Genomic DNA, 22,063 nt, shown 5'->3' on the forward strand with positions numbered 1-22,063 from the left:
CTGGCTGTGCTCGCTACACTGCCTGCGTTTCAATATGAGGATGGGTTTGCGCTCGCCGTGTTATGTGTCTTGGAGGACCCATATCCCCGGCGTCTACAGGCGTACCCACCCTATGCTCTTGATCCGGTTCAGATAGCAACTGTGCCGTATGAGCGCCGTCGTTACGATCGGTAGAAAGTCCTCGAAGCGCGCTCTCTGTTTTTTGTGCAGACGTCTGCACTGGCGAATTACTCAGGCCGTGCCTGATCCGTCGCCAACTTCAAATTGCTGTAGAACTCCCTGAGGCCGATGACTTGCTCCCGCCAGACGCGGCAGGACGCGGCGTTGTGGGCGTCTGCTTCTGCGACGGCAGCGAGCGAAACTCCGGAGGGTTCTCGGTCAGCGCCTTCGGCAGCGCCGGCAGCGTCACCTGTCCAGGCGGCGTTGTATGCCCGCACGAAGCCAACATTGACGCTGCAAGCAGCGTTATCAGCCGCCGTGACATAAATCGGCACTTGTCGTTCACTCTCTTCTCCTTTGACGTAGATCTTCTGAATGCGGTCCCGATACTTGATTTCGGTGCGCACTACGACTTCGGCTTGCGCGCGCGCTATGGCCACCGTCTGCGCGGCCTGGCGCGTCACGTAGTCAATGTGACGCTCGCCAGCCCTGCGCTCGCCGCGCATGACGCCCAGGGCGAACACGGAGGCAGCGACTAGGCCTATCGCCAGCAAGCGTGCCCAGCCGGGCAGCACGAACTGCCCCAGCTTCATTACCAGGCCAATCACGCGAGCACCTGCAGGGCGTTCTGATACATCGCCAAGCGTTCCGCCCAGCCAATGGCGTCGCCAATCACCGCCGTCTTCTTGCCCCTGTTGACGACGTCGCATACGCCATCGAAGTCGCGGGCGTCGGCCCAGCTGTTCACGCGGTTCGCGGACCAGAACCAGCCGGCGCTGCGCAGCGCCCCTGCCGGCGTGCGCAACCAGGCGGCGACCTCGGCGCGCGCGATCCCGAAGTGCTTTGCGCATGCGGCGTGGTTGTTCTCGAACGTGAGCTGAATGGCGCCGGCACCACGGTTGCGCCAGCCGTCGCCGCTGGCCTCATCCCGGTTGCCCTCGCGGTTCGCATATGCGTGGTTTGCGATGCGCTCAGGCTGTCTCGCGTAGGCTGCGGCCACCGCAGGCGGGAAGCGCTGCGGCCAAGTGCGCATCAACGCCTCCGCCGAGTAGTTCAGGCTCTCCTCGAGCTTGGTCAGCTGCTTCGACTCGTGACCAACCGTCGCGAGGAAGGCTGCCTGGCGCACGACCGTTGTGATATCGAACTCCGCCATAGCCGCGTTCAGCGGCCCCAGGAGCGCGTCAATGCGGTTGGAGGCCAGTGGCATCATCATTGCCAGTTGCGCGGCATTCACAGGCCACCTCGCACGTCCTTGACGATCTGTGCCGCATCCTGCGCCAGTTCGCCGATGTCCTTGCCACGGCGGCGCTCCAGCCACAGCACGATGCCACCCAAGATCCACCACGCAGGCACGCCGGCCAACACCATGATGGGCGTGGCGACGGCCAGCATACCCAGGCCGGGATCGGCGCCGTTGGCCGCCGACATAAAGCGCGCGGAGTCAAACAAGGTCGGCCACCAGCTATGCAGCGCAGCCACCAGCAGCGGCCCCAACAGCGCCGAGGTGGCAATCGAACAGGTGAAGCGGATGAACGCTTCGCGGCGCGTACGCGGCCACATGAACATGAACGTGACGGCCGAAGCGGCTGCGCCGGCCAGGACAGGAACGCCGACGATCTTGTACAGTGCGCCGACGCCGGCAGTGGTGGTTTCGATTGCGGGCATGGTGTCTTTCATAGGAATAGAAAAAGCCCGCCAAGGCGGGCTGCAAGAGTTGGAATGGAAGGGCACGACGACTTAACAGGATGCTCACTCGGGGACCTCAACAGGCCCAACCAGCACCTCATCAACGTAGCGGTACTGGTCGATGCGCCCGGGGTCAAAGTCGGCCGGCGCAGTCAGCACTGCCTGCTCCGAGCCCGACGGCACATGCTCATCGGTGGCGGTCGCGAACACGCGGTTGTCGTTAATGATCAATTTCATATCGTTCCTTTAGGTCATGTCCACGTAGTTGACGCTCTGGGCGGCATTCACGCCTCCGTAACCAGTGCTACCAATGTCGAAGGCGCAGTTCTCAAACGAGCCCCATATCTGCATGGTCGAGGAGTTCGTCATGTTGGTGATGACAACGGTTGCACCGGAAATAACGGTGTTCGAACTACCAGCATTGCCGCCAATGAGCCGACCACTGTAGGTAAGCGAAATCGCCCCGAGGTTGTTGCCGATCATCTTGGTAGCAATGATCAGGATTTTTGATGGGAACGTTGGACCGAACGGCACATAGGTTCCTACAATGCCGTCCTCATTCGGCGTTTGCTTCGTTACCTGCTTATTTGCGATTAACCACGACTTGGCGCTTGCGCTCGCAACCAAGCGGGCAATGAAGTTCTCCGATACCGCAATCGCGCCTTTCGCCACTGAACTGCCGAACAGCGCGGCCAATGCTGTGTTGCTTGCGCATGCCGCACTCGCACACGTCGCGTCATTCACGAACACTGCCGGATTCGCCGCGATAGTAGCCATGTAGCCGGCCGAATTGACGAGCGTGGCCAGGAGTGGCGTGTTGGTGTACAGCGCTGTCAGGCCGGCGGCCGAGCTGAGCATCGCGCCCATGGCCACGGCGCTATTCAAGAGCGTTGCCTGCGTGGACGCGGAGTTGAGTAGCGCCGCCAGCAAACCGCCCGAGCTACTCGATGCAGCGGCGCAGATATCTGTCATCGCCAACGGCGAACCGGCAAAAACTGCTGCAGCCGTGACCGAGTCGACCACGCCCGCGTAACGCCCGGGCAGGCGCAGTGCTTTCTGGAAGCCAGCGCGGTTTTCCGCAATGGCAAGGTACGCTTGCAGCTCAGCCGCGGTCACATTCCCCAGCGCGGCCGCGCGCAGCAGCCTGAGGCCTTTTTGAACACTCATATTCCGTCCTATTGTTTAGTTACCTGCAAGCCCCAATACCCAGGGGTCAAGGCAATCGACGTCGAGGTAAACGAGTTTGACAGCCTCACCGATACCGTGCCGGGGGCGCTCACTACGCCGCTGACGCTCAGGCCCACGGGCAGCGCCACGACTGGGATCACCGCAACCAAGTCGCCAACGGCCACCCCGGGCGCTGGTACAGTGATGTCCACCGCAGCGTTGCCGGCGATGCTGGTGAGGGTCATATTGAAGCGCAGCCGTAACGGCAGTTCCGACAGCCAGCACTCGGCAGCGAAATCGGGATCGGCCGCAATCATGATCCAGGCGCCACCCACGGTACGGAACGACGTAGCGTCATCATCCGGCTCGACGCTGCCAGCCTGCCACTCGAACAGGCCAAGCCGCCGCACCAGGTAACGAGTCGCCACCAACCCGCCAGCGATGGCACGCAGGTCAGCGCGGTCCTCGTAGGCCTTCACGGCCGTAACGAACTCTGCCATTTCCAGCCCGCTCTCGTCCGCGTTGACGCGCACGCCTTTCAATCGCTGCCCAGCCAGCGTCGGCAAGCCAGCCAGAGCGGCATGGGCAAGCACCGAAGCGCCCATCTGTGCAATCGAGGTCGCATTGGCAAGCGCCGCCCCCGCGCTGCCGGCGGCGGCCGTGGCGGACAGACCAGCGGCAGAGGCACTGGCCGCTGCAGCATCAGCCCGGTCATGCGCGTCGCCGGCAGCTGCTCCCGCAGCGCTTGCGCTGGCCGATGCAGCGCCTTGGCTCATCGCCGCAGCCAGCGCCGAACCATAGGCCTCCGTGGCGTTGTGCCAGACGTTCTGACCGAGCGCCTTGAACTGAAGAACCGCAGCGATGAGCCATGTCACGAACGCGTCAACGAGCAGGGAAAAGGTTGCCCGGTTCCCCCGCTGCGGCGCCGCAGTGGCCAGCGGTGTTAATGGAGGTGGGTTCTCTACTGCCATCAGATCATTCCTTGTACGGTTAGGGTCAGGTTGACCTCTTTTGAGTTTTCATATGTGAGCTTGCCGACACCCAGGCCGAACGAGCGCAGCCCCGAGTAGTTGGGTAGGTTGGTGCCAATCCAAACGCACGGCACGCCCATCACCAAGTTCAGCGTACGCAGCACCCCGTTGGCCTCGGCGATGGGCAAGATCGCGCTGGCCGTCATGTCCTGCGCGCTCTTTCGCCGTTTGATTTTCGTCTTGCCAAACTCATCCGTTTTCACGTACGAGTAAGACTTCGGCTCGGCCGTAGCACCGAACTGTGTATCGCCAAGCGGCCTGAGATCGCCGACCGACAGAATCCCGCATTTCACTACGCCGCTCGCACGCGAGAGCACGAACTCAACCTGGCAGGAGAGATAAGGCTCCAGGCCTGTGACGAGAAAGTCGGTCACCGGTCTGTACGGCTCATAGAAATGCTCGAACCAGTCGTCAGGCGCGCTATCCTCCAAGCTGGCCTGATAGCGGCCGACTTCTTCGCCACCCGGCGGCGACGTCACGATGATGCTGAGCAGCTCCGCGTCCAAGCCGCCGCCGAAGATGCCGGTGACCGCGCCCGGCTTCAGCACGACACGCAACTGCTGATCCACCTCCGTCTGCGTGTTGACCTCACCGTCGAACATCGCGTACCGATTGGTTGGAGTCAGGTCGAGCCACCACGGGGCAGGGGCGGCCTGGTTCACGTCCAAGGCGGGATCTTTTCCCACATTGCCGGCACGCTGGCTCTCGAAGATCCGATGCGTACCAGTCCGTCGACAACGCACACCAACGGGATACGTTGCGTTCGGGTCCCATAGCACGTATTCGTTTTCCGGCACGTTGCTGCTAACCAGGTTGTCATCGGAGATCGCTGTGGGCACCAGCACGCTAAGCGAAGCCGCCATTACGCGCCCTCCTCTACCGTGCGCATCGCCACTGCGCCCTCCGTTACCTGGTCAAACTGCGTGGCAAGCTTGTCGGTGCTTACCGCCGTTGCCTTCGACGCGATCCGGATCGCCTCCAACTCGGTTCGCACCAGTGCCAGTTCGCGGGCCAGCTGCGCCACGTCTGCGCCGGCCAGGCCGGCCGTCGACGTCTCGCCGGCGGATGCACGCGTAGGCTGCACGAACTCGACGCGCGTGCTGTCTGCGTCTACGCCGCGTCCCGCCACCGTGGCGGTTCCCCCGGTGGCGGCTTGCCCTGCAGGCGTCTTCAAGCCTTCGATCAACGCCGCCATACGGACCTTGAAGTCCGCCAGGGAATCCACCACCGACACGGTGGCCACCGTGTTGCCCAGCGTCGCATCCAACTGCGCCTGCGCTGCAGCGAGCGTCTGATCCAGCTGCAGGATCTGCGCGTCGTAGGCATCCTGCGCGAGCTTGATCTCCCGATCAAACGCAGCGGACGCCGCAGCCTGGCCTTTCTGCAGTTGATCCAGCTGCTTCTCGGCCAGTTCAATAGCGGAGTCTGACTTCGTCAGCGCGTTGTCCGTCAGATCGTTCAAGTCCGCGATTTGGCCGGCAGTCACGTAGAAGTCCCGGGCATAATCTTCGAACGACTCGAACAGGCCTGCGCTCGGCTGCGACACCACGCCCAGTGCGTCCTTCAACGCGTCCGCGCTCGGCAGCACACCCGAGGCCTTCGCCACAGCCAGCGCCGCCGCGATCTGCGACTGGCCCACCCGGCGATCCATCCCTGCCGAGTCTTCCAGCCGCATACCGTCCAGCGTGGATTTGAGCGACTGCCCCAGCTGGCGCAACCGATCATTTTTGCCCTTCTCTGCGTCAATGCTGGCCGCCATCGAATCGGCTTCGAGCTTGGCCAGCTCTTCGGCCGACGTCTTGCGCGCCGTGAGGATGGCCAGCTGGGCATCGAGCGACGCCTTGGCACTGGCCTTCTCCGCCTCAATGCTCTTCGATACCACGGCCATCGCGGAGTTCGCGGCCGTCTTGAGCGTTTCAACCATCTTCTGCTCTCCCTGTAATGCCTTCAGCCGGTCATAAAGCGCCTTGGTAGACGCAGACATGCCAGCCGTCTCGAACTTACGCAGCTCACTTTCACTCATCCGCGACTTCAGGATGGCGTCGATCTGCTGCTGGTAGCTTTCATTGGTACGCGCTAGAGCCTCCGCTGCGGCCTTGTCCGCCACAGCTTTGGCATCTGCCGCCGCCTTCGCTTCGGCCGCCGCCTTGGCCTGCGCCTGCAGCACCTCACGCTGCTCGTATAGAGCCAGCGTGGACGCGGCCATGCCCTTCACTTCCAGCGCGCGCTGTTCGGCAAGCGGCAGCGCAGCCTTAACCAGCTCATCGATGTCGGCCTTGATAGCTGCATTCGTCTCCGCCAGTGCATCGGCGGCCGCACGCGCCTTCTCGGCCGCGATGGTCTGCTCGTAGAGCGCCAAGTTGCTCTTGTCCTTCGCGTCACGCTCGCGCTCCAGCAGCTGCACAGAGGTCAGCGTGGCCTGGTCGTAGCGCTCTTGCAGCAACCTGCGCTCTTCGGCGATGTCCTCTTGCGAACGGCTGAGGTCCACGATTGCCGCGTGCGTCTTGGCGAATGCATCGGACAGATCCATCAGCGCCGCGTACTGCTTGGCGCCGGCCTCCGTGGCAAGCGCCCCGGACGAAGCCAGGCCCAGGACAACGTCCCTGAACTGGTCCCGCGTGGTGATGCCGGCAAGTCCCATGGCGGCCAGCTGCTCGGTGACGTACTTCTGCACCGGAGCCAGTCGCTGCGCCTCCGTCAGGAAGTTGTCGTTGAATGAAGAGGTTTTGCTGGCCAGTTCGTTGATGCCACCGGTCAGTCCGATGAGGCGTTCGCGCGCGGCGATGCTGGCCAACCCGGTTTGCCCGAACGTGCTACCGCTCGAGGCCAAGATGGAATCGAGGTTCGCGTAATTGCTCGACACCCGCACCAGCGTCTCGAGGTAGCCCTCGCCGACTTGCTGGAACTGGTCAAGGCCAGCGACTCCGAACTTGGCCAGGTCGTCTCCGACCTTGGAGAACACCGTCTCAAGCTGCTTCTGGATTTCCTCACCGCTCAGCCCTTTCAGGCTGATCTTGCCCACGTCCACCACGAACGAGTTCAGGTGCTGCGTGAACTCGTAGCCGCCGACGCCCAGCAGATTGCCGGCCTCCGATACGCTGGTGGCCAGGTTGCGGATCACCTTCGTGAACTGGTCGTTCGCCTCGGTTCCCAGGCCCGACAGCGACGTGCTGAACTTGTCGCTGCGGAACAGGCCACCGTCCTTCTTCGTGTCCGTGTACTGACTGGCCACGACGCCACTGGACAACGCATTGCCCAGTGTGGACTTAGCGAGCGTCACCCCGGTATCGAGCGTGGTCACCTTGCCGCCGAACACCCCACCCAGGATTTTCCCGGTGATCTTGCCGACCAGGCCGCCAGTGAGCTTGTCCAGCACCAGGCCGACGCCGCCGCCCAGGACCGCCGTCATCAGCGTCGAGTTGCCCAGCTCGTACGCGCTACCCTTGCTGTCGGGCGCCATTTCCCCTGTCAGCCCAGCCGTCCTGACGAGCAGGTTGCCAAGGCCCGAGATCGAGCTCTCGATGTTGCGCAGAGAGGCCAGCATGCCGGCAGTGTGGGACAGCTCGATGTTCGAACTCTTCTCCAGCGCATCAAGGGAACGAGCGATCGAATCCGACTTGCCAGTCGGATCGCCAAGAATCGAGCCGGTGCCGGCCGCTTCTTGGCGTTCCTTGGACACGTTCGCGCCGCCCGAACCGCCGCCGCTGATCGCCACGCCCAGGCCTGCCAGCAGTGCGATGACGGCGGCGCCGGCGGCGACGTTTGCGGGGAACGGCAGCGAGGCCAGGGTTCTCGCTACAGCCGCCACACCGTCCGCTGCAGCCCGCACACCGGAATTGGCCACCGATGCCGTGGTGGCCGTGGTATCGACTGCAGTCTCCGTAGCCCGGCTGGCCACGAACAGGCTCGTGAAGGCCGTCAGCAGGCCGCTCTTGGCCACCATGCTCTCGATGGCCATCGCCATCTCGACCGCCCTGAAAGTCTTCTCCACGGCGTCCATGGCCCGATAGCCGGCCGTGTGTTCCTTGAAGAAGGCTTTGCCCGCCCCCGCGATGTCGCCATACGAGCGCACCTGCGCTTGCGCGCTCTGCGCTGCCGCCGCAGCATTGGCCTTGTGAATCTTTGCCTGGTCAGGCCCAGCCTCCTTCAGGGACACGGCCAACTGGGCCGCCACCGCCGCCTGTGCCTTGCCGTACCCTGACAAGGCCGTGGTGATGCCACCGATGGCACTGCCGACCTCGCCGAAGGACTTCGCCATGCCAGCCGCAGCCGACCTGGTCACTTCATCCAGCGACGACATTACGTCCAGCAGTTCCTTCGCCTCGGCAACACCACTCCCCTTTTCCAGCGCCGTTTTCTTGCCCTGCAACTCAGCTAAGCGTGTGTTGGCAATGATGAGCGCCTCTACGGTGGCAATCTCCGCCTGGCTGCCTTCATTGGCCTCCAGCGACGCTTTGCGCAGCTCCAGCTTGGCAATGGCGGCGCGCGTAATCTGTTCGGGCAGCTTGCCGTAGTTGTCGATCTCCGCCTGCAGCGCATTCACCGATTCAAAAGCGCCAGCCACACGCTTCTGATTAGCCTCCAACTCCTCCTTTTCCTGCCGCTCAGTCTCACCACGGCTCACCAACAGCCGCTGGTTCAAGCTAAGCTGCATCAAGCCTGTTTCAAGCAGTTGCTGCTCCTTGTCGGAAAGGTTCACGGTGCCTTCGGCGCGGCCACGAATGAGCGTGGCGATCTGCCGCTCGGCTTCAGTCAAGGGCCTGGCCAGTTCCAATTCTCTGGCCGACAAAGCGATCTTCTCCTGCAGGGCTTTGTTGAGCGCGTCATAGTCGCTCTTGGCCTCTTTCGCATCTTTGTCCGTTCCGGTGCTGTATGACAGCGTCTTCTTCTCCGCGCCTGCCGCCGGTGTCGGCTTATTAGCGCGCGCTGCGATGCGCGCCAACACCGCCTGCTCCATCAAGTTTGCAGGCTTGTTCCACAGTTCTTCATAGCGCCGGTTCGCGTCGTCCAACACGGCATTGCGTTCGGCGAGCGCCTTGCGCAGATCGTCCACCGGATTGCGCCCTTGCGCCAGCTTTGTCGCAAAAACAGTCGGGCTCAGGTTGTGCGCCGCCGTCGCCGCAAATTCGATGTCGGCGTACACAGCTTTGAAGCTGCCCTTAATCGCGGAGAAAATGCCCGGCAGCAGCTTAGCCACATCAATTACACGCGCAATGCCCACGGCCAGGTCGTCGGCCCACCCGCCCGCCGGCCCCTTAGCCAAATCCGCTTCCATCTTGCCAGTATCTGAAAACGCTCCCAGCAGGTCATTGAGAGCGGGCAGCGCCGCGATAGTGATCGTCGTCGCCATAGCCTGGTAATTCGCCTTGAGCATGCCCAGCTGGTCCTGGTATGTCGCTGCAGCGCTCGCCGCATCGGCGCTCACACCTGTGAACTTGTCGACGCTATCGGCCACGTCGTTCAGGTATGGCAGTAGTTCAGCACCGCTCTTCTTGAACACGTCCGTAATGAGCGCGGCCTTGCCTGCGCCATCTTCATACCCCTGCAGGCTCTTCGCCACTTCCACCAGCACTTCGGCCGGGTCGCGCAGATTGCCTGCTGCATCCTTTGCCGACACACCCAGCACGCCTAGCGCCTTTCGCGTCTTGCTGCTTTCTTCATCGACGCCAGCCATCCCCCTTGCGAGGATCGTCAACGCGCCGTCAACCTTCCCGAAATCGGTATCGAAGGCCACAGCGACTTGCTGCAGCCGCGACAGGTTCTCAACCGATGCGCCCGTCTTCTGCGTCAAGTCGTCCAGCGATGCCAGACTGTCGATGGAGCGGTTGAACTGCTCCAATACAGTGCTCACGCTGGCATATGCGGCGACAGCGCCAACGGCTGTACGAGCCAAGCCGGCAAAATATTCCTTGCCGGCGCTGCTCGCACGGTCGAAGTGCCGCTGTGCATTTTGCGCGAACTGCAGCGCGGCCTGGTCGGAGCGCTCCAGACCCCGCGTGTACTCGGCGTACTCCAGGGCCAGTTTCACCACCAGCGATCCAAGTGCTGACATAGACCTCCCAATTTCTCGACGCGTCTCAGCGCGCCTTTCGTTCATTCAGCAGCGGCAGCGCTGCCTGCTCCATTACGCGCAATCCACGAAACAGATCCGGCTGCAGCTCTTGGGCGATCCCCAGCATGCGCATCGTGGACTCGACTTTCTGATAGTCCAGGCCCCAATAGATCCGGCCTTCCATACCCGCTGACACGTTCCACTGCGTGGACACATCAAGGAACAGCAGCACCGTGGCCCAGTTCTCTTCCCACACGTGGCAATCCAGATCGACCGGCTGCAGCTTCTCGCGCGCCGCGTCGATGACGTGCGCCGGTGCGTGCATCGCCTCCAGCTGCGCGATCACGTCGTCATCAATCACGGCGGCGGCCGGCGTGTCGCCAGCCCAGTGCCGCGCCGCCGCAATTAGTTTTTTTCCTTGGCCTTGAAGATCGAGGCCCAGAAGCCTTCGGACAGGGCGGCAAACGCCTGAGGGATCGCCAGCACCACGTCGAAGTTCATCTGGTTGTACGGCACCGAGGTGTTGCTCTCGTCGAGCAGGCCACTCCAGCCCACCAACACTTTCTGCAGCACTTCCTTCTGCGGCAGAGTGCGCAGTTCGTCCAGCTCGTCCAGGGAGACGCGCTTGAACTCCGCCATAAAGTCGCTCTTCTCGTGCTTGCCGTGCATGTTCAGCAGTTCGACAACGATCTTTGCCATGTAGGTAGGGGTGACAGCGATTTTGAAAGCCATGATTAATTCCTTAGAAATGAAAAGTCCCGCACGAGGCGGGATCTGGGATGCGGGTTTAGAGGTCGGCTAGCGGACGGTCAGCGTCAGCTCGTCGTTGCCCTGCGCGGGCTGCAGGTCCAGTTTGCAAGTGAGCATGACAATGCCGTCGCTGTCGCTGAAGGATGGCTCCAGCACCTGCGCCTTAGGCGCGGCCAGTTCGACAATGTTGCCGGCCACCTTGCCGTGCACTACCAGCAGCGGACCCAGCACGCCGTCCTTGATGGTGGCGTACCAGTCCTTGGTGGCTACCGATTCCATTTCCATCGCGATGGAGCCGGTTGGCTGGCGGTCCGTGATCTCGATGGATTCCTTGCCGATCAAGTTGCGGTACACCAGCTGGTTGGCCATGTCGGCGCTGATGCTCTGCACCTTGCCAGCAAAGCCGTGCAGCGCGACGGTCGGGGTGTTGGCGGCGTTCACTGCCACCGGATCTTTGAAGCCGTCGTAGTTCACCACCGCTGGCAGCGGCTCGTCCTTCGGCGTGCTGTACAGGCCCAGGTATTTGTACTTCATCACCGGGATACCCTTGGCATTGAGCTCGAACGACACCGTGCCCTTCGCGTCCGTCATCTTGAACAGAACGCCGTCCAAGTTGTAGTAGAGCGTGGCGCACTCCAGGCCATTCGTCACCGGCTCGTAGACGACACTGGTGGCCGGCACGACGGTTTCGGAGAAAGCGCTGGAACGCAGCAGCACGCCAAATGCCGGCACGTCGCCAGCTTCGCCCGCGCCGGCCAACTCGACTTCAAAGCTGATCTCCGCATGGATGGCCACCGGCACACTGCCCATGTTGCCCATGTACGGCTTGATGTTGTTGCGCTTGGCGAACTCGGCGGAGACTGGCTGCGCCGAAATATTCATGGCCATCATGGCATTGGCCGCGCCGGTAGGCAGCGCAGCGACGCCTTCCGTCGCCTGCAGCATCGCCAGCAGCACCGCGTTGCGAATCTTTTTACTCATTGCCCAGCTCTCCTTCTGCGGTGTCCCGCTGCTTAGTTTGCGCCGGCTCACGCACTTTGCGCACCGGGTCGTAGATGTAGCTGCCGCCACGGCCGGTGTGGACGTCTCGCGGCAATGCCGGCGCTTCGGCCGGCTCGGCCTGCTGCGTCGCCGCAGCAATCGGTTTTTGCTTCATTCGCTCTTCCAAAAGAAAAGGCCCGCTAAGCGGGCCAGGTTGTAGGTGGTTCGTTGCTACCGGCGCGTACGCACAGTGAATGTCTGCACGTAGGCGTAGACATTCGCCTCGCCCTGGTAGTCGGCGTCGCCCGCGAAGTCATCCCCCATGAAGCCGTCCACTCCCTCAAGGGCCGAAAATATCTGCCCTCGAAGCGCGGTGAGCTGCAGCTTTGATTTCGACAGGGAGGTGACGGTGATGTCGTTCTTGTCGTAACCGCCGCCCATCACCCATCCCGACTCAGGCGTGCTTGTGACTTCAAAAACCAGCGCCGGCCAGGTCGGCGACTCCGGTAGTTCGACCGCGTGGGTATTGGCCAAGACGGTGCACAGCGCCGCGTACACTGCTTCCTCTACGCTCATCCTCCATTTGCCTTTCTGATCGCCGCAGCGAGCCTGTTGGCCATAGCCTCAATGGCGTCCGCCCGCTTGTTCTCCAGTGCCGGCGCGATGAAGGGAGTGGCCTCCACCTGGTTCTTCACGCCGCGCCGCCGCTTGCCATCGCCGTGGTACACGTTGCGGCCCTTCTCCAGGAATCTCCAGTAGAAGGGATCGTTCACGTAGACGCTCACCACGCGGCCGTTCTTGCCCACCACCAGTTGCTTGGCCGCCTTGCGCCCCATGTCGCGGCCATAACGCACGCCCAGGTTGTACTGCGTCACCCCGTCGGGCGTGCGTTCGCGCTTGATCGCGATATTCCTGACCAGGGCGCCGGTCAGCTTGAGCCCCTGTGCGAGCGCCAGGTTGCGGGCCTCCTTTCTCAAAATTCCGCCACCCGAGGCAACCATCAGCCGCGAGGTACGCGTGCGCATGTCGTCGGCCACGCCGGCAAATGCCCGCCGCAGTTCGCCCAGTCCTTCCAGGCGCCCGCTCACGGCCCCACTCCGCGCGGTTCCAGATCACACGTCAGCACCAATTCACGATTCGCCTCGCGGACATTGTTGACATGACGGATGTTGTAGACCGCATCGCCATGCAGCACGCGCATGCTCGCATCCACGTCACGGCGGTACAGGATCGTGATTTCCGTGCGCGTGCCGGCCTGCTCGCCACCGTATTTCGTCACGCGCTTCTCGTCGCCACTGAGGTGACGCATCCCCGCCCAAAGCGCCGTCACGTCGGTCCACGCCCGCAACGTCCCGCCCGCCTTGTCCTTCGATTGAATCAGCGCCTGCAACATGACGCGCTTGTTACGCCGTCCCGCCTGCATTACGCCCCCATGCCGACGCGATAGGAACTGAGCAGCGACTTCGCGCCCATTGGCAGTTCGGCCACGCTAACACCCACCACTGTGTCCTCCCGATTTGCGTACAGGTGGCCCAGCATTAGCAACGCGGCGGCCAGGACCGATGCCGTGGCCACCTTCGGCGCATCGCCGGCCGTGCCCGCCAGCATCGCAGCGTCCAGCTGCGCCTGGTCGGGATAGAACTGCCGCTCCGTGTAATCGCACACGGCCTGCACCGCCGCGTCGGCATATAGCCGGATCAGGATGTCTTCATCGCCCGATTCGGCGCGCAAGTGCGCCAGCGCCAGGTCCATGCTAATCAGCGGCATTGTCTGCCCCGTCCGGTGCTAGTCCGGCTGCATCACCCGCGCCCTGGTCCGGGCTGGCCACAATGGCGGCGCCCGCCGGTTCCTCGGGCTGGATGGCGCTGAGGGAGGGCGGCGGAGTTTGCACATCTTGTGCAGACGTCTGCACACGCGGCTTGCTGTCTGCGGCCTGGTTGCGCTTCGGCGCTGCGGCCTGGTTGCGCTTCGGCGCTGCGGCCTGGTTGCGATTCGGCGCTGCCGACTTTGCCGAGGCAGCGTCCGCCTCCCCATGCAGCTTGAGCGAAACCAGCGGACGCGCGAGGCCGTTGCGCATCAGGTCTGCCGCGCGCACCGGATCAACATCCAACTTGGAAGTGCCCGCGTGCACCCAGGCCCCGCCCTCCATATGGTCTTTCACGATCAGAATATCCATGTCTCATCCCTGGCAGGGGTTGCCTGCCAGGCTCCGTGTTGGTTAGGCGGCGCGCAGGTTGCCGTATACGAACGATTGCGGGCGATACACCGCCAGCGCCAGGCGCTCTTCTGCCAGGATGGTCACGCCGCCCTTGACGAAGTTGTCCTTGTCTTCGGTGGACACTTGCACACTAGCCTCTTCGCGGTCGAAGATCTGCGCGCCCAGCATGAACGCACCGACCATGAACTTGCCTTCTGGCATGGCGTTCGTATCGACCACCGGCAGACGCCACATCACTGGTTCCGAAGGCGTACCAACGTTGACCCAGATATAGCCGCCGGTATCGTCCTTCTGCAGCTCGATGTCCGCCCAGTCAGCCGGGTTCAGCACGATAGCGCTGGCGCGGAACTCGGCAATACGCACCTGCAGGATGCCCTTGCGCAGGATGTCGATTGGGGTATCGCCTGCCTTGCGGCGGGCCTCGTTGAAGATCGATGCCTGCGGAATCAGGCCCAGCAGGTTTTGGCCGGTGCCGTCGCCGCCCAGCAGCTTCTCTTCTTCTTTGTAGCGCAGGCCGTGAACCATGCGGCCGTCGATGTAGCTTTGCAGCTGCGGCGCATCGTTCAGAATTTCACGCGACGCGTGAATCCAGTGGCCGATGGTACGAACCGCCGCCGTCTTCAACTCGAACTTCAGGTCCGACTGCGCGCGCTGCGTCAGCTCGCCTGCGCTATCGGCCATGTTCTGGAAGCCCGTTTCCTGCACATACTCCACGGCGTTCGTGCCGGTGCGACCGGGCATGATCAGATCGCGGATCGTGAACTGACGCTCGGCCGGCGAGATGATGCCCGGCACGCGGTCCGGGCGGGTCGTCGCACCAGCGGCGCCAGTGCCGGCCGTCGCGCTGGTGATGCTGGTCACGGCCTTCAGTTCCATACGCGCCGTACCGCGCCCGCCCTTGGCCTGCATACCCTTGAAGTCGTCGGAATCGGTGAACTGCTCGCCTACCGATTTGACCACCTGGTCGTTGCCGCCAGCGCGGCGCGCCAGTTTCTGCTCCACTTCCAGCACCCGGGCTTGCATCTCGCTGCCGCTGTCGGACAGCTTCTGAAGTGCTTGCTGGGTCTCGCTAGACACGCGGCCCAGGTCTTTCAGCTCGGCCGCCGCCTTTTCGCAGAAGCCCTTAATCTCGGCATCGCGCTGCTTCAGCGCGTCGCCCAGCTGCTTCAGCTCCAGTTGCGATTCGTGGCGCTCACCTGCATTTTTACGTTCGTACATGGTCATTTCCTTACAAGATGGGGAGAGAAAAATTGCTGGTGTGCTGCAGCAGCGCCGCCAGCTCGGACGCGCTGTCGTTGTCAGGCTCGTTTTGCAGCAGCTGCTTCAGGCCACGGTTTGCGATCTGCGCAGCCTGGTGTTTGGAAAAGCCCGCCTCGTGCAGGAACTTCTCGAAGTCGGGCATGTCGGGCAGGCTGCCGTGGGCAATACGCGACTTGATCGAATCGATGCGGGCCTCGTCGTTGGCCGGCACCGTGACGATGCTGACCTCCACCAAGTCCAGTTCCTCCAAGGTGCGGATACCGGTCTTTTCGTTGTAGCTCGACTTGATCACGTAGTAGCCGATGGACAGGCCGGTGATTGATTTCGATTGCATGCCCTTGTAGGCGATGCGCGCATACTGGGCGTCATCGAGCCACAGCTCGCCGTCGCCCAGCAGGCCGTGCCCGTCTTCCTTGAGGCTGGTCCAAGCGCCAATCGGCTCGCCCGTGCGGTGCTGCCACAGGATCGGCAGCGAGCGCCCCTTGGCGGCCAGCTGCGCCAGGCTGTTTTTAAACGCGCCCGGCGCCACCACTTCGCTATAGCTATCGACCACGCCAAAGACCGAGCCGTAGCCAGTAAAAATCCCGCTCTCGGCGACGGACTTCACATCCAGTTCAAATGAGCGCGTTTTGTACAACGCTCCCTTACGATTCATTGCCTTCCCCTTTCTGTTCTTCCGGCACGCGCTGTCCCTCGTACAGCACGCCCTGTTCGTCTTCGTGGACTCGCGTCCACCGGCCAATCGAGCGGCCAGGATCGTGCCGCCACAGGATCGGCATCGGCCTACCCTGCGCCGCGACTTGGATGGTCTGCGTCCCTGCCATGCCCTTATGCTTCATCACTCCCTCCCAATACCGGCAACTCCAGCCAGCTCAAAATCGCGTTCTTCGCAGCTTTCGCCGCGTCCGATACCTTGCCGAGCAAGCGCAGCGGCGTCAGGTTGCTTTGGACCGTGAGCTCGTCGCCGCCTTCCAGCGGTTCCCTGTTCTCCAGCTCGCGGATCTCGTTGCGGGTCATCCAGCCGTTCTGCGCGGCAGACGCGTACAGCGCGGCGCGGCCAGCCGAATCGGCGCGCATGAGGCCTTCCAAGTTGAATTCAGCGGAGACACGCGCGCGCTCGGCCGGCGAGAGCAGGCTTTTCTTGATGGCCTGCTCGATGCGCGTGAGGTAAGGGCGCAGGGCGAAGGTGAGAAACCCGATCATCTGCTGCTCCAGGCCGGTGCCCCAGCTGGTGGACTTCTCGCTGTGGCCGACCATGAACGGCGGCACGCGGAACCAGCGGCAAATTTCCTCGACATTGAAGGCCCGCGTTTGCAGCATCTGGGCGTCGTCGGGATTCATGGTCAGCGGCTGATACGTACTGCCGCCTTCCAGCACCATGATCTTTCCCGCCTTTGCCGTGCCGGCCAGGTTCTCCACCATGTCCTCGCGAATCTCCTTGCGCTGCGTTTTGGTCAGCACCGCCGGGAAACTGATCGATCCGCCAGCACGCATGCCGTTGGCGAACAGCTTGCCGCTGGCCTCGTCAGCCGACATGGCCGCGCCCAGGCTGTTGCGCGCATACGAAATGGGCGACAGGCCGATCAGGCCCGTGATACCAAAACCCTTGATGTGGAAAATCTGGTCTTCGGTGTACGGCACCACACCAGTCTTGGTCTTGTACTTGTAGACCAGCTCGCCGCGCTCGTTGGTCTCCACCTTCATTTGATCCGGCTGCAGCGGATCGATGGACACCAGCCGGCCGCCCGAGTACGACTTCAGGCAGTAGCAGTTTCCCCACAGGCAGATCTGCGCCACCACTGCTTCCCAGAACTCCACGGCGGTCATGTTGGCGTTCGGCTGGTCATGCACCAGTGAGTAAAGCCAGTGATCGCGGATCGCCTTGCGCCGCCCGGCCTTGTCGCGTTCGAAGACTCCCACCGGCAGCGTGGCAATCGTCTCCGAGATCAGCCGAATGCAGGCCCATACGGTGGCGATTTGCATCGCAGATTGCGTGTTGACGTTCTGGCCTGACAGCGAATAGGTTCCCCCAACGGTCGGCTGTAGCGTCTGCACGGCGCCAGCGATGCTTTTCTTGAGCCACATCGCGGCCTTGTACACTTGATTTTTCAGTCTCATCCCACCACCACAGGGTTATTGATAAAGTCGTCGAGGTCGCCCTCTTCGCTCACTGCAGCGGCACGGCTGAGCGCCATGACGGTTGCGACGATGCCGTCGATACGCCCGTTCGCGTTCGACTTCTTTTTATCGGGTCGGAAATTGCCGTTCGTGTCGAACAACAGCGCAGTGTTGCCGGCGCACCAGCGCAAGACCGGGTTGCCGCCATGCTGCAGGCGCTTGCCGTAGACCAGCTCCTCCAGCTTCTTGCTGCCGGGGTACATGCCGCCCGTGTTCTGCGGAACCTCAACCAGGGGCACACCCTCTTCCATCAGCTCGTTAGCCAACTGCAGCGCATTCCACCGGTCGAAGCCGACCTCAACGACGTCGAAGTCACGCACCGCCTGCAGCACGCAGTCGCGCACCGGGCCGTAGTCGGTCACGTTGCCGGGCGTGGCCGAGAGCCACCCCGCCTTTTGCCACGCCTCATAGGGCGCAGCATCGTCGGCAGACTGCGTGTCCACCTTCTCTTGCGGACACCAGAACCAGAGCAGCACGTACCACTGGCCGCCCTCTTCGTCCGGCGGAAACACCAGTGAGAAGGCGGTAAGGTCACGGGTGGAACCCAAGTCCAGGCCGCCGTAGCAGCGCCGGCCTTTCAGAACGCCAGGGTCGAATTTCTTGCCGCCTTTGTCCCAGACCGCCAGGTCAAACCAGCCGTCAGCGCTGTTGCACCAGATGTTCAAGTCCTTCGTCAGAAAGTTCGCTTTCGCGCCCGGCATGGCAGCGGCTTTGCGCGCCTGGCCGCGCATGTACTCCACGGTCTTGGACCGCCCGAGGCCAGGATTGGCTTTCGCCCAGGTGCGCTCATCGAACGGATCGTCGTCGTTGTCCAGGGTGTAGACGTAGCCAAAATAGGCGTCGTCCACGCGTTTCTTTTCCAGCACTGATATCAGGTAACCCCGCTGCTCGGTGCAGATCCCGTCAAGAATGAAGCCGGCGGTAGTGATCGCGGAGAGCAGCGGCTGCTGCCTCGCACCCAATGCCGACTCCATGACGTCCCACACGTCGCGGTGCTTCTGCGCGTGCAGCTCATCGAACAGAATCGCCGAAGGGTTTAGGCCATCCAGGTTCTCGGCGTTCGCCGGCAACGGCAGGAAGACAGAGTTGTCGTCCAGTTCCACCTTCTCGTGGTTCATGCCGGCGTAGATCTTGAACGAACGGGCCACGCCCGGCGAGCGCCGCACCCAGCGCCGGATGTTGTCGAACGCCGGCTTGAATACCGTCATCGCCTGGTTGCGCGTGGTGGCCACCGCGTAGACTTCCGCGCCGGCCTCCCGGTCCATGGAGAATAGGTACGCGCCCTGCGGCCCCTTCCATGTGGACTTGCCGTTTTTTCGCGCCACTTCTTCATAGGCGCGGGCGAAGCGGCGCATGCCGTCGCGCTCGCGGCGCCAGCCATAGAGAAGCGCCGTCCAGAATTTTTGCCACGGGTCCAAGAGGATCGGCTTGCCGGCAAGCGGCCCCTTGACGTGGACGAAGAATTGCTCGATGTAGTTGATGATGTGCCAGCCGTGCGCCGGCACGAACTTCAGGCCCCGCGCCCGGCCGTGGATCAAGTCTTCGTAGTGCCGTAGCACCGCCAGGTAGACGTACCGGCCGGTGACGATCTCGCCGCGCAGCACGGGCAGGCCATACTCTTCATCCCACAGTTCGAGCTGAGCGGGGACTAGTGACGCGAGCTTTTTTGCGGTGAGCTGGTAGCGTGGTTTACGAGGCTTGCGAACAGATCGTCCTGCTGCCCCTGCGGCCCTGCGTCCTTGCGTACGCGCTGCAGGGAGGGAATCGTCAAACATAGTTTCGGTAGCCATTGGCCCAGCTCCATCTTGAGGCGCTGCTCGTCATTGGCCCAAGGGTAAGGAGTCGCGTAGCCGTTCTTCTTCGATATCTGCACACGCCCTTTTTCCAGGCACAGCTGAATCGATTCCTCCCAGGCGACATAGGTGCGCGCAACGATGACGACGGTCATGCCGGAAGTGAGGTGTTCGATGCCGGCCTCTCGCAGATGCCGGCAGATGTAGTCCCATATCTCCCGCTCAACCGGCGAAAGCTGCACGCCTGGCGGCGGATCTGGCGATTTAGTGGCGACACCGGAGCGTGCCGCGCCGGGTGAAACGCTCATCGGATAATCGTTCAAGCTCATTGCTGGCTCTCCAAGTTAATCCCCCGGGGGGTAGTTTTTGTTCCGCGAAAAAATTCGCCTAAGCTAACGGTTTCCGCGCGCGGCGCGCAAACTTTTGACCCACCCTCCCCTTGCTTGGAGCCGGGCTGCGATGCCAGCGACCGCGCGCCGACTCCGTCAAACTCTTGGCCTCATGGCATGGATCGCATAAGCCCTGTTCGTTCGTGTGATCATCCGCGCCGCCTTCTGCCAGCGGCACCACGTGATCGCGCTGAGTGGCCGCCGTAACACGTCCTTGCCGCTCGCACTCGGCGCACAACGGATAGCGCTGGAACAGTGATGCCCGCATCGCCTGCAACCGACGCCCGGTGATGCGAGGCGTTGCAGTCACCTGCTTCTGCCACTGCTCGCGGGGATGCTTGATACAACGCCCGCTGCCGCCCCTGACAAGCACGTGACAAGTTGGGAAGGAGCACGGACGCGGTGCTGATACGGGCATGAAATCTCCTAATCGATCATTGGTCTAACCACCTACCCGCTACTACATAAAAAAAGCCCGCAATTTGCGGGCTCGCTATTCGGCCACGACCGTGGCGGGCTAACACTCGTACAACTTACGCGGATCGTCCTCCAACGTCCAAAACGACCATTTCTGCGCATATACAATATTCTTCGGTATGGAACACCACTCACCACTTCTGGCGTCAATAGCAAATCGCTTCCCTTCGATTTTGACAATGATGTACGCGGCACCCTGAACACCGATGGCGAATGCAAGAGGAGCATCATCTGGAACAGACTGCGTCCATCCAGCAGCTTCGGTTGGAAGCTTGAGTTCGCAGTCCAGAATGGGAACCATTACATATTGGGGGACCGCATCCAGACTACCGGCGCTATTGCCACTCAAATGCAAGATCGAGTCACCGTCATCGTCAGATCCGATTTTTACTGCCACTGATGCCTCCCCAGCAGAAGGGACGAGAACGATAGTCCCACGGGCTACCTCGGTACTTTTCTCTAGAATATACGGTGACGACGGGACCATGCTTACCTCCAATTATTGTTGAATGGAAATACTATCACGGCAGGATTTTTTCAGGCAATGCAAGTATCGTTAGCAGCATCGGCTGAAAACTACATCGCACTGCGAGAGCTTGGATCTCTTGTGAGTGCAGACGTCTGCAGTCAAAAAAGCACCTGCGTCAAGTGATCGGGGTAAAATTCTCCGTTGCCAATTCGGCCAACCTTTTAGCCAAGGGACGCAAGCATGAGATACAACAAGTTGCAGTTAGCCGGCGAACTTCTCGTGGCTGCGGCTGAGGACTGCCGCAACGCTGCGTGTGATCAGGACTACGCGAAAAGCATATTGGTTGCTGGCGCGGTTACTGGAATTGTCGAACCTTTGCTAAAGGAGCTTGGTATCGTGCCACACCACATCGGGCTTGCGCGCGGTGCTGTTGAGTTCAAGGAGCTTGACGGCCCGTTATTCTCTCCGGAAGAGCGAGCGCAACTCATTCGCCAAGGAAGAACATACTATCAATTGGCATACTCAGCGCTAAAGCATGCTGGCTTTCCGGGGAAGAATATCAAAGCCAGTGAGAATCTTGAGTTTGAGACGAATCTCAAGGAAGAGGCATACTATTTAGTGGACAGTGCAATTAACGACTACATCAAAATTCCAGCACAGTATCTTCCTTCTGCACCATCCGAAGCCCTGCAAATATTGCTGGCCAAGCCATGGGAACTCCCGTTCTGTGAAGACGATGCCCTACATCGGGAGCAAAAAGCCTAGTCCGAGTTGGGCCAGGCTTCCAGGCCACTACTGACGAATCGATGCCTCCATCACGGAAGCGCCAATTCGGCAGTAGGCACGGGACACCCCGGCAGGCAAGTTGTAGATCGAATGGTATCCGCGCCGTCCAGCCTTTTCAAGATGGCTAGCAAATTATTCTTGGCGCGCGCAACCACCAAGCGCACGTGAGGCCCGCGCACTCCCTTCAACTTGACCCGCAGGCGGTCCTCCGGCAACTGGTGGATATACAGGTGCTTGAGGGCCGTACGGTCGTTGTAGTCGCCGAGCATGCGCCAGGCTGCTTCCACGATCCATCCGTCCAGTTGGTCCGCAGTCACCAGGCCGCCGAGCGGGCGGATTTTCGCCGCCAGGACGTCCGCTGCCGGCGGCGCTTCGGATGTGCGCAAGGCCACGTACCATTTCGCCCAACTGGCGCACGTAGCGTTCGCCGCGCTGCCGCTGCCTGCTTTAACCACGCGGCGCCAGTTGTCCATCCGTGCTTCAAACTCTTTCATCGCTATCCCATTCTGTTGTGTCACCACCGCCGCCACCCGGTCAGCGCGTGTTGTTACCGTTGTTCCTAACCATCCACACTGCCAACATTACCCTCCACATCGGAGAGCCTGATTTTTACTAGCTTTGTTGACTCTGTTGGCAGTGTTGATAGTTAAATCTAAATTGATATAAA

27 protein-coding genes are annotated in these 22,063 nt (G+C 61.9%); 1 reads left to right on the forward strand and 26 read right to left on the reverse strand.

Features of this window, described 5'->3' with window-relative positions; genetic code table 11:
- Positions 1-227: 227 nt before the first annotated feature.
- The 25 genes from ASD15_RS30410 to ASD15_RS32715 all read right to left on the reverse strand — a co-directional run bounded on the left by ASD15_RS30410 (position 228) and on the right by ASD15_RS32715 (position 20,538).
- A complete protein-coding gene (locus ASD15_RS30410) occupies positions 228-752 on the reverse strand; it encodes a hypothetical protein (RefSeq protein WP_057158813.1) in 525 nt (174 codons plus the stop codon).
- A gap of 11 nt (positions 753-763) precedes the next feature.
- A complete protein-coding gene (locus tag ASD15_RS30415) occupies positions 764-1,372 on the reverse strand; it encodes a glycoside hydrolase family 19 protein (protein WP_157201202.1) in 609 nt (202 codons plus the stop codon).
- Between the two features lie 17 nt (positions 1,373-1,389).
- Entirely contained in the window at positions 1,390-1,824 is a 435-nt protein-coding gene (locus tag ASD15_RS30420) for a hypothetical protein (protein WP_057158815.1), read from the reverse strand.
- A gap of 84 nt (positions 1,825-1,908) precedes the next feature.
- Entirely contained in the window at positions 1,909-2,082 is a 174-nt protein-coding gene (locus tag ASD15_RS32710; protein WP_157201204.1) for a hypothetical protein, read from the reverse strand.
- Between the two features lie 9 nt (positions 2,083-2,091).
- The gene (locus tag ASD15_RS30425; RefSeq protein WP_057158816.1) at positions 2,092-3,012 is read right to left on the reverse strand and encodes a hypothetical protein; all 921 of its coding nucleotides are present in this window, start codon (positions 3,010-3,012) and stop codon (positions 2,092-2,094) included.
- Positions 3,013-3,020: 8 nt separating this feature from the next.
- A complete protein-coding gene (locus ASD15_RS30430; RefSeq protein WP_057158817.1) occupies positions 3,021-3,983 on the reverse strand; it encodes a hypothetical protein in 963 nt (320 codons plus the stop codon).
- The gene (locus tag ASD15_RS30435) at positions 3,983-4,906 is read right to left on the reverse strand and encodes a hypothetical protein (protein ID WP_057158818.1); all 924 of its coding nucleotides are present in this window, start codon (positions 4,904-4,906) and stop codon (positions 3,983-3,985) included. The genes ASD15_RS30430 and ASD15_RS30435 overlap by 1 nt, the downstream gene beginning before the upstream one ends.
- Entirely contained in the window at positions 4,906-10,071 is a 5,166-nt protein-coding gene (locus tag ASD15_RS30440) for a hypothetical protein (RefSeq protein WP_157201205.1), read from the reverse strand. Before ASD15_RS30440 ends, ASD15_RS30435 begins: the two co-directional genes overlap by 1 nt.
- Before the next feature lie 49 nt (positions 10,072-10,120).
- On the reverse strand, positions 10,121-10,456 hold the full coding sequence (locus ASD15_RS30445; RefSeq protein ID WP_057158820.1) for a DUF1799 domain-containing protein: 336 nt from the start codon (positions 10,454-10,456) through the stop codon (positions 10,121-10,123).
- Between the two features lie 44 nt (positions 10,457-10,500).
- Positions 10,501-10,827 (reverse strand): hypothetical protein, encoded by a 327-nt coding sequence (locus ASD15_RS30450; protein ID WP_057158821.1) that lies wholly within the window; start codon positions 10,825-10,827, stop codon positions 10,501-10,503.
- A 66-nt stretch (positions 10,828-10,893) separates the two neighbouring features.
- A complete protein-coding gene (locus ASD15_RS30455; RefSeq protein WP_057158822.1) occupies positions 10,894-11,826 on the reverse strand; it encodes a phage tail tube protein in 933 nt (310 codons plus the stop codon).
- The gene (locus ASD15_RS30460; protein ID WP_057158823.1) at positions 11,819-12,001 is read right to left on the reverse strand and encodes a hypothetical protein; all 183 of its coding nucleotides are present in this window, start codon (positions 11,999-12,001) and stop codon (positions 11,819-11,821) included. Before ASD15_RS30460 ends, ASD15_RS30455 begins: the two co-directional genes overlap by 8 nt.
- A 56-nt stretch (positions 12,002-12,057) precedes the next feature.
- Positions 12,058-12,402, reverse strand: coding sequence for a hypothetical protein (locus ASD15_RS30465; RefSeq protein WP_057158824.1), 345 nt, complete (start codon positions 12,400-12,402; stop codon positions 12,058-12,060).
- The gene (locus ASD15_RS30470; RefSeq protein WP_057158825.1) at positions 12,399-12,914 is read right to left on the reverse strand and encodes an HK97-gp10 family putative phage morphogenesis protein; all 516 of its coding nucleotides are present in this window, start codon (positions 12,912-12,914) and stop codon (positions 12,399-12,401) included. Before ASD15_RS30470 ends, ASD15_RS30465 begins: the two co-directional genes overlap by 4 nt.
- Positions 12,911-13,219 (reverse strand): phage head closure protein, encoded by a 309-nt coding sequence (locus ASD15_RS30475; RefSeq protein WP_162249959.1) that lies wholly within the window; start codon positions 13,217-13,219, stop codon positions 12,911-12,913. The genes ASD15_RS30470 and ASD15_RS30475 overlap by 4 nt, the downstream gene beginning before the upstream one ends.
- Before the next feature lie 29 nt (positions 13,220-13,248).
- Positions 13,249-13,593, reverse strand: coding sequence for a head-tail connector protein (locus ASD15_RS30480; RefSeq protein WP_057158827.1), 345 nt, complete (start codon positions 13,591-13,593; stop codon positions 13,249-13,251).
- A complete protein-coding gene (locus ASD15_RS30485; protein ID WP_057158828.1) occupies positions 13,580-14,002 on the reverse strand; it encodes a hypothetical protein in 423 nt (140 codons plus the stop codon). Before ASD15_RS30485 ends, ASD15_RS30480 begins: the two co-directional genes overlap by 14 nt.
- 42 nt (positions 14,003-14,044) lie before the next feature.
- The gene (locus ASD15_RS30490; RefSeq protein ID WP_229418396.1) at positions 14,045-15,262 is read right to left on the reverse strand and encodes a phage major capsid protein; all 1,218 of its coding nucleotides are present in this window, start codon (positions 15,260-15,262) and stop codon (positions 14,045-14,047) included.
- A 10-nt stretch (positions 15,263-15,272) separates the two neighbouring features.
- Positions 15,273-15,959 carry an HK97 family phage prohead protease gene (locus ASD15_RS30495; RefSeq protein WP_057158830.1) on the reverse strand — a complete coding sequence of 229 codons (687 nt, stop codon included), beginning with the start codon at positions 15,957-15,959 and terminating at the stop codon, positions 15,273-15,275.
- Positions 15,949-16,143, reverse strand: coding sequence for an HK97 family phage prohead protease (locus tag ASD15_RS30500; RefSeq protein ID WP_157201206.1), 195 nt, complete (start codon positions 16,141-16,143; stop codon positions 15,949-15,951). Before ASD15_RS30500 ends, ASD15_RS30495 begins: the two co-directional genes overlap by 11 nt.
- Positions 16,133-17,404, reverse strand: a complete 1,272-nt coding sequence (locus tag ASD15_RS30505) for a phage portal protein (RefSeq protein WP_229418397.1) — start codon at positions 17,402-17,404, stop codon at positions 16,133-16,135. Before ASD15_RS30505 ends, ASD15_RS30500 begins: the two co-directional genes overlap by 11 nt.
- Positions 17,405-17,418: 14 nt before the next feature.
- On the reverse strand, positions 17,419-19,086 hold the full coding sequence (locus tag ASD15_RS30510; protein WP_057158832.1) for a terminase large subunit: 1,668 nt from the start codon (positions 19,084-19,086) through the stop codon (positions 17,419-17,421).
- Between the two features lie 44 nt (positions 19,087-19,130).
- Positions 19,131-19,604: a hypothetical protein gene (locus tag ASD15_RS30515; RefSeq protein WP_057158833.1), complete on the reverse strand. Its 474-nt coding sequence runs from the start codon at positions 19,602-19,604 to the stop codon at positions 19,131-19,133.
- A 58-nt stretch (positions 19,605-19,662) separates the two neighbouring features.
- Entirely contained in the window at positions 19,663-20,082 is a 420-nt protein-coding gene (locus tag ASD15_RS33720; RefSeq protein WP_082552255.1) for an HNH endonuclease, read from the reverse strand.
- Positions 20,083-20,181: 99 nt separating this feature from the next.
- Complete coding sequence (locus ASD15_RS32715) at positions 20,182-20,538, reverse strand: hypothetical protein (RefSeq protein ID WP_157201207.1); 357 nt, start codon at positions 20,536-20,538, stop codon at positions 20,182-20,184.
- 312 nt (positions 20,539-20,850) lie between these two features.
- Here ASD15_RS32715 and ASD15_RS30520 point away from each other — a divergent pair, with 312 nt between their 5' ends.
- Positions 20,851-21,375, forward strand: a complete 525-nt coding sequence (locus tag ASD15_RS30520; RefSeq protein WP_057158834.1) for a hypothetical protein — start codon at positions 20,851-20,853, stop codon at positions 21,373-21,375.
- Positions 21,376-21,425: 50 nt separating this feature from the next.
- Here ASD15_RS30520 and ASD15_RS30525 read toward each other — a convergent pair whose 3' ends face one another.
- Complete coding sequence (locus ASD15_RS30525) at positions 21,426-21,890, reverse strand: hypothetical protein (protein ID WP_157201208.1); 465 nt, start codon at positions 21,888-21,890, stop codon at positions 21,426-21,428.
- Between the last annotated feature and the right edge of the window lie 173 nt (positions 21,891-22,063).

Source organism: Massilia sp. Root351, from assembly GCF_001425045.1.
Lineage (GTDB): Bacteria > Pseudomonadota > Gammaproteobacteria > Burkholderiales > Burkholderiaceae_D > Rugamonas.

What these genes read in the sequence shown, in the direction of transcription:
- ASD15_RS30410 (WP_057158813.1), bottom strand. Translation starts at nt 752, where the DNA reads ATGAAGCTGGGGCAGTTCGTGCTGCCCGGCTGGGCACGCTTGCTGGCG.
- ASD15_RS30415 (WP_157201202.1), bottom strand. Translation starts at nt 1,372, where the DNA reads ATGATGATGCCACTGGCCTCCAACCGCATTGACGCGCTCCTGGGGCCG.
- ASD15_RS30420 (WP_057158815.1), bottom strand. Translation starts at nt 1,824, where the DNA reads ATGCCCGCAATCGAAACCACCACTGCCGGCGTCGGCGCACTGTACAAG.
- ASD15_RS32710 (WP_157201204.1), bottom strand. Translation starts at nt 2,082, where the DNA reads ATGAAATTGATCATTAACGACAACCGCGTGTTCGCGACCGCCACCGAT.
- ASD15_RS30425 (WP_057158816.1), bottom strand. Translation starts at nt 3,012, where the DNA reads ATGAGTGTTCAAAAAGGCCTCAGGCTGCTGCGCGCGGCCGCGCTGGGG.
- ASD15_RS30430 (WP_057158817.1), bottom strand. Translation starts at nt 3,983, where the DNA reads ATGGCAGTAGAGAACCCACCTCCATTAACACCGCTGGCCACTGCGGCG.
- ASD15_RS30435 (WP_057158818.1), bottom strand. Translation starts at nt 4,906, where the DNA reads ATGGCGGCTTCGCTTAGCGTGCTGGTGCCCACAGCGATCTCCGATGAC.
- ASD15_RS30450 (WP_057158821.1), bottom strand. Translation starts at nt 10,827, where the DNA reads ATGGCTTTCAAAATCGCTGTCACCCCTACCTACATGGCAAAGATCGTT.
- ASD15_RS30455 (WP_057158822.1), bottom strand. Translation starts at nt 11,826, where the DNA reads ATGAGTAAAAAGATTCGCAACGCGGTGCTGCTGGCGATGCTGCAGGCG.
- ASD15_RS30460 (WP_057158823.1), bottom strand. Translation starts at nt 12,001, where the DNA reads ATGAAGCAAAAACCGATTGCTGCGGCGACGCAGCAGGCCGAGCCGGCC.
- ASD15_RS30465 (WP_057158824.1), bottom strand. Translation starts at nt 12,402, where the DNA reads ATGAGCGTAGAGGAAGCAGTGTACGCGGCGCTGTGCACCGTCTTGGCC.
- ASD15_RS30475 (WP_162249959.1), bottom strand. Translation starts at nt 13,219, where the DNA reads ATGTTGCAGGCGCTGATTCAATCGAAGGACAAGGCGGGCGGGACGTTG.
- ASD15_RS30480 (WP_057158827.1), bottom strand. Translation starts at nt 13,593, where the DNA reads ATGCCGCTGATTAGCATGGACCTGGCGCTGGCGCACTTGCGCGCCGAA.
- ASD15_RS30485 (WP_057158828.1), bottom strand. Translation starts at nt 14,002, where the DNA reads ATGGATATTCTGATCGTGAAAGACCATATGGAGGGCGGGGCCTGGGTG.
- ASD15_RS30490 (WP_229418396.1), bottom strand. Translation starts at nt 15,262, where the DNA reads ATGTACGAACGTAAAAATGCAGGTGAGCGCCACGAATCGCAACTGGAG.
- ASD15_RS30495 (WP_057158830.1), bottom strand. Translation starts at nt 15,959, where the DNA reads ATGAATCGTAAGGGAGCGTTGTACAAAACGCGCTCATTTGAACTGGAT.
- ASD15_RS30500 (WP_157201206.1), bottom strand. Translation starts at nt 16,143, where the DNA reads ATGAAGCATAAGGGCATGGCAGGGACGCAGACCATCCAAGTCGCGGCG.
- ASD15_RS30515 (WP_057158833.1), bottom strand. Translation starts at nt 19,604, where the DNA reads ATGAGCTTGAACGATTATCCGATGAGCGTTTCACCCGGCGCGGCACGC.
- ASD15_RS33720 (WP_082552255.1), bottom strand. Translation starts at nt 20,082, where the DNA reads ATGCCCGTATCAGCACCGCGTCCGTGCTCCTTCCCAACTTGTCACGTG.
- ASD15_RS30520 (WP_057158834.1), top strand. Translation starts at nt 20,851, where the DNA reads ATGAGATACAACAAGTTGCAGTTAGCCGGCGAACTTCTCGTGGCTGCG.
- ASD15_RS30525 (WP_157201208.1), bottom strand. Translation starts at nt 21,890, where the DNA reads ATGAAAGAGTTTGAAGCACGGATGGACAACTGGCGCCGCGTGGTTAAA.